The sequence below is a fragment of the Arthrobacter sp. 10T413_2 genome, assembly GCF_056394205.1.
The window spans coordinates 1-4,305 of record NZ_JBFTHK010000270.1 but is presented as its reverse complement, the minus strand read 5'-3'; the positions used below and the strand labels follow the sequence as shown (position 1 = coordinate 4,305).

Annotated in this window: 5 protein-coding genes and 1 pseudogene; 2 read left to right on the top strand and 4 right to left on the bottom strand. The window is 63.3% G+C overall.

The features are described 5' to 3' along the window. The 4 genes and pseudogenes from AC1DBQ_RS22250 to AC1DBQ_RS22235 all read right to left on the bottom strand — a co-directional run. A pseudogene (locus tag AC1DBQ_RS22250) lies at nucleotides 1-455 on the bottom strand (HNH endonuclease); the annotation flags it as partial. 545 nt (nucleotides 456-1,000) lie between these two features. Then, nucleotides 1,001-1,921, bottom strand: a complete 921-nt coding sequence (locus AC1DBQ_RS22245; RefSeq protein WP_476930578.1) for an SLAC1 family transporter — start codon at nucleotides 1,919-1,921, stop codon at nucleotides 1,001-1,003. A 74-nt stretch (nucleotides 1,922-1,995) separates the two neighbouring features. Then, the gene (locus AC1DBQ_RS22240) at nucleotides 1,996-2,520 is read right to left on the bottom strand and encodes a PaaI family thioesterase (protein WP_476930577.1); all 525 of its coding nucleotides are present in this window, start codon (nucleotides 2,518-2,520) and stop codon (nucleotides 1,996-1,998) included. A 31-nt stretch (nucleotides 2,521-2,551) separates the two neighbouring features. Beyond that, entirely contained in the window at nucleotides 2,552-3,283 is a 732-nt protein-coding gene (locus AC1DBQ_RS22235) for an SDR family oxidoreductase (RefSeq protein ID WP_476930576.1), read from the bottom strand. 127 nt (nucleotides 3,284-3,410) lie between these two features. On the opposite strand from AC1DBQ_RS22235, the gene AC1DBQ_RS22230 reads away from it, so the two are divergent. Together AC1DBQ_RS22230 and AC1DBQ_RS22225 are read left to right on the top strand one after the other, a co-directional pair. Continuing rightward, nucleotides 3,411-3,887, top strand: a complete 477-nt coding sequence (locus AC1DBQ_RS22230) for a winged helix-turn-helix transcriptional regulator (RefSeq protein ID WP_476930575.1) — start codon at nucleotides 3,411-3,413, stop codon at nucleotides 3,885-3,887. A gap of 101 nt (nucleotides 3,888-3,988) precedes the next feature. Next, on the top strand, nucleotides 3,989-4,305 hold a 317-nt coding region (locus AC1DBQ_RS22225; RefSeq protein WP_476930574.1), incomplete at its 3' end, for a GNAT family N-acetyltransferase.

The following is a 4,305-nucleotide window of genomic DNA, read 5'->3' as shown; positions in this document are numbered from 1 at the left end:
ACCCCGGCCCGGTCGGCGGCGGTCAGGCAGGCGGTTTCGCGCACGAGCAAGGTGGCGCGCCATTCGTTGAGGATCCCGGTTTCCAGGGCGGTGAGGGTGTGCGGCATTTCGGTCACGAGGGCTTTGGCCAGGCCCAGGAGGCGGCTGCCTTTGGCGGGGGATTCGCGTCGGGCCAGGGCGATCTGCGCGCCGACACCGGCGCCGAGCTTGTCGGCCGGGACCCCGGAGGCAGCCTGCTCGCGGCGCTGGGACAGATCCAGTGCAACGGCGTGCCGGGCCTGCCRGGCCGCCATGGCGGACTTCAGGTCCTCCAGATCCCGGATCTCGTCGATCAGTGCGGCGGCACTGCCCGGGGCCGGGAGGACGGCCAGGATCCGGGCCAGGTCAGCGACCGTCACGGCACGTGCCGGTGCCGGGTCTGCCGGCCCCGTCTCGGGCCCCTGGTTGCCGTCCATGAATCCAGTCTCCCTGTCCGGTACKACAAAATAGGGGGCCGGTCGAACCGACAGACGGCAAGCCCTGAGCCTGGCGCCGCAGCACGACCCGCACCGGAATCCGCCGCACCGCGATTCGAGGCGCTGGAACTGTCAGCGCCGCGAGATGTGGTTGGACGCTGATCGTGAACAGCATCGACCCTGGGGGTGTTGCGGTGTCGACGCCGCCACCGCCGAGGTTTAAGACGCGCAGGCCCGCACCGCGGTCGCGGAGTTCGTCTGCGAAGGCGAGCATGTTCCGGGTKGATCGTAACTGATGGTGAACACGCCGATTCAGTCAGAAGGTTGCGAGACATAGTTGCGAGAATCGCCGGCCGCGGACGAACCAACGCCATTCCGTGAAAATTAGAGCAATACCGTCGCAGCGGTTGCCCGATCGATGAGCCGTCTCATATGTCAAGGGATACGCGACTGAGGGGTGATATCGCTTCGTGGCTGGTGCATTCTTGCCCTGCGACCTTAATCGACGGTCAGTCGCCTTCGTTCACCTTGTCCGACTCGTCCCGCTATGCGCGGGCACTTCCCGTTGTCGCAGTGCGGGCGGCAATGGCGAAGGTGAAGGCTGTTGCGAGCCCGAGTGTCGTCCAGGCGTAAATTTCCCAGCCGGGGAGGCTAGTGGTGGCAAGCCAGCGGATGGCGTAGTTGGTGGTTGCGCCCACGGGAAAGGTAAACACCCAAAATAATTGCGTAAAGGGAAGCTTGCGGTACTCGGGGAGGAGCATGACCTGCAGTAGCGCCATGATTGCCAGCACACCTGTGAGCCCAAGTTGCGCGGCCCCCATTGGGCCGGGGTGTGACACCATCCAAGCGATGTTGGCCGTTGCAGGCGCAGCCAGGTATGCGGATAGTCCGGTTTTGGCTGCTGGCGCCAGCGCACCTCCGGTCATGAGCCGGACGGTGACGACAGTTCCAACGACAAGCCAAAAGAACATGCCGGCGCCAAATGTGGCTATGGCGGCATCATGGGCGTGGATGCTTGAGAATCCGATGCTGGCGACGAAGGATCCGGCGACGACAGGCAGCAGGTAGCCAGGGTGGATGGACTGCATCGATAGCCCGCCGGTGACCCAGTGGGCGAGGAGTTGTGCGGCGACGATGGCCAGCGCGGCGATGAACGCGCCACACAGCCAGGCACTCCAGGGCGGCAGGTACTGGCTGTAGTGGGAGGAAAGCAGGATCCCGATGAGTGGAATAAAGGATGCGAAAGGCCCTGCCACCTCGTGCTGGAGGTCAGAACGGAATGTTCCTTTCCGCCGAAGGCCGCGGAACACGTAAGTGACGGTCAGGACCAGCCACAGGGCAGTGGCTGTTCCGTAGAGAATTTCTTCCGGCCACACCGGGGATCCGAKAGCCCCCCTGGCAGCGGACCAGCCGCCGCCGAGACCGGCAAACCCCAGCGGTACGCCGAACCGGCTCAACTCATGCATCCCTGGCTCGGCGTTCAGAGGCTCAGCAGGTTCGTGAGCGGCAGGTGCCGGGGCAACAGTGGTGGCACTAGGTGTCATCGTGTCAGCGCTTCCGGTTGGTGGGGAAAGACGAGGAGTGTGCTTGTGGCGGTGGCGAGGAGTTCACCGTCGGCGGTGCTGAGGCGGCCCTCGGTGAAAATCAGCCGCGAACCAGCTTTCACCACTGACCCCTCTGCGCGAAGGGCGCCCTTCCGGAGCGTGACGGGCCTCAGGTACTTCACCGCCAGGTCGATGGAGGTGTAGCCGAGACCTGCTGCCAAGGTGGTATGCGCTGCACAGCCGAGGGCCGTGTCAAGGAGAGTGCAGGCCAGGCCGCCGTGCACCATTCCAAGGGGGTTGTAGTGGGCTTCTCCCGGCCGACACTCGAATTCGACGTGGCCATGTGCAGCTTCGACGAGATCGAACTTCATCAGGGACGCGATCGGCGGCGGCGCTATGCTGCCGTCGCGGAGGCCGGAAAAGTAGTCCATACCCGACAGCCGTGGCAGCTGTTCGAGCGCGATTGCAGGGTCCATCCAGGTGAAGGTCTCGGAGCGCTCTGCCGAGGTGTTGCTTGTCATGAATGTATCTCTCTGAGTTCTTAGGAGGTCTTCAGGGTTTGCCGGGGTCATGCCGGGCGTTGGCTGCCAGCGCCCGGTAAAGATCCAAGATCGCACCAGAGAGGCCAAGCTTCACGCCGGCAGTGATGTCATCCACGATGACCTCGTAATCTCCCTGCTCGAGCCCCTCGAACGACTTCCGCACGACTTCCTCGGGGGCRATTTTTGGGGCATCCACACTTTCAGCCATGGCCGTGTCGATGTAGGCGACGTGCACGCCCGTGACGTGCGTGCCTTGGGGAGCCAGTTCCACCCGGAAGGAGTTGGTCGCCGACCACAGCGCGGCCTTTGATGCGCTGTAGGCGCCGGTGAGCGCGATCCAGCTGAGCGCCGAGTGGATGTTGAGGACCGCTGACGTCCCGCTGGCCGCGAGCACCGGCGCGAATGCCTTGGTCAGGGCGACCGGCCCGAAGAAATTGGTCTCCATCACGTTTCGGAATTCCTCGTCGGGCAGGGCAAGGAGTGTGTCCGATTCCACGGCAATGCCTGCGTTGTTAATCAGGACCGTGACGTCCGGGGCCTGCGCCACGGCGGCCCGGATCGAGGCAGGGTCGGTGACATCCAGAACGAGAGGGATGACGCGGGCATCGTGCCACTCCTGGGGACGCCGGGCTGCCGCGTACACCTTGGACGCGCCCCGGGCGAKGGCCTGTTCCACGAAGTGGCGGCCCAGCCCTCCGTTCGCGCCGGTGACAAGCACGACGGCGCCAGACAGCTGTGGCATGGATTCTCCTGATCTCAGACAGGGCGGCGACGCGGTTGCCGCTGCCTTCGAAAGTAAGGTTAGCGGAGTCGGTTGGATTTTCAAACTCACCTGTATACTTACAGAAAGCACTGAAAGCAGGTAAGTCATGACACCAACGGATACAGCCAGAGATGCGCMCAGGGCATGTTTCATCGCAGCAGGGCTCGAGGTACTGGGGGAGCGGTGGGCGTTGCTGGCCCTTCGGGAGATGTCCTTGGATGTTCATCGGTTCGACCAGATAGCCCGTAATACAGGCGCATCACGCGACATCCTGACAAACCGGMTGCGGACGCTGGAAAACCACGGCGTRATTGAGCGCGTCCAATATTCGGAGCACCCCCCGCGCTATGAGTACCACCTCACAACTTCCGGGGCCGAAGTTGCTCCCATCCTCATCTCACTCGCGGCGTGGAGCAGCACCTGGATGCACGACGAGACGCCCCGCGCCTCCTACCGGCACAGTTGCGGGGCCGACCTGCAACCGGTGCTGACCTGCGCGGAATGCGGTGAGGAATTCAGAGTGGGGAGTCTGATGCTGGGACCGCTGGTGTCTACGGCCGACGCCATCCCGGTCGACCAGTAACGACAAGCCGGAAGGGCGACGACGGGACATCCCGCGGTCGTCCTCTGTAGCGGCCGCACGAACTAAGGAATTTCAATTAGACATACCTCAAGAGGAGATAAATGTCCGGCAAGCCGGCAGCAGTGACACTGGAGATAGTTGACTTTGAAGACCCCAGAGCAGCCCGTCTGCGGGATCTGTTAACAGACGAGCTTCTCGCCCGATACGCTACCGAAGTAGAACMTCATCTTTCCGAAGCAGCGCAGAAAGCGCTCTCCGTACCACCGCAAGATTTCATTGCCAACGTCCTGGTACTTAATACCGTAGGTGAAGCCATAGGGCACGGCGCTCTCCGCCGGTTGAATGGGGAATGGGAGGTCAAGCGGGTCATTACAGACCCTGCGGCCCGAGGTATGGGCGCTGCGACCGTACTCATGGC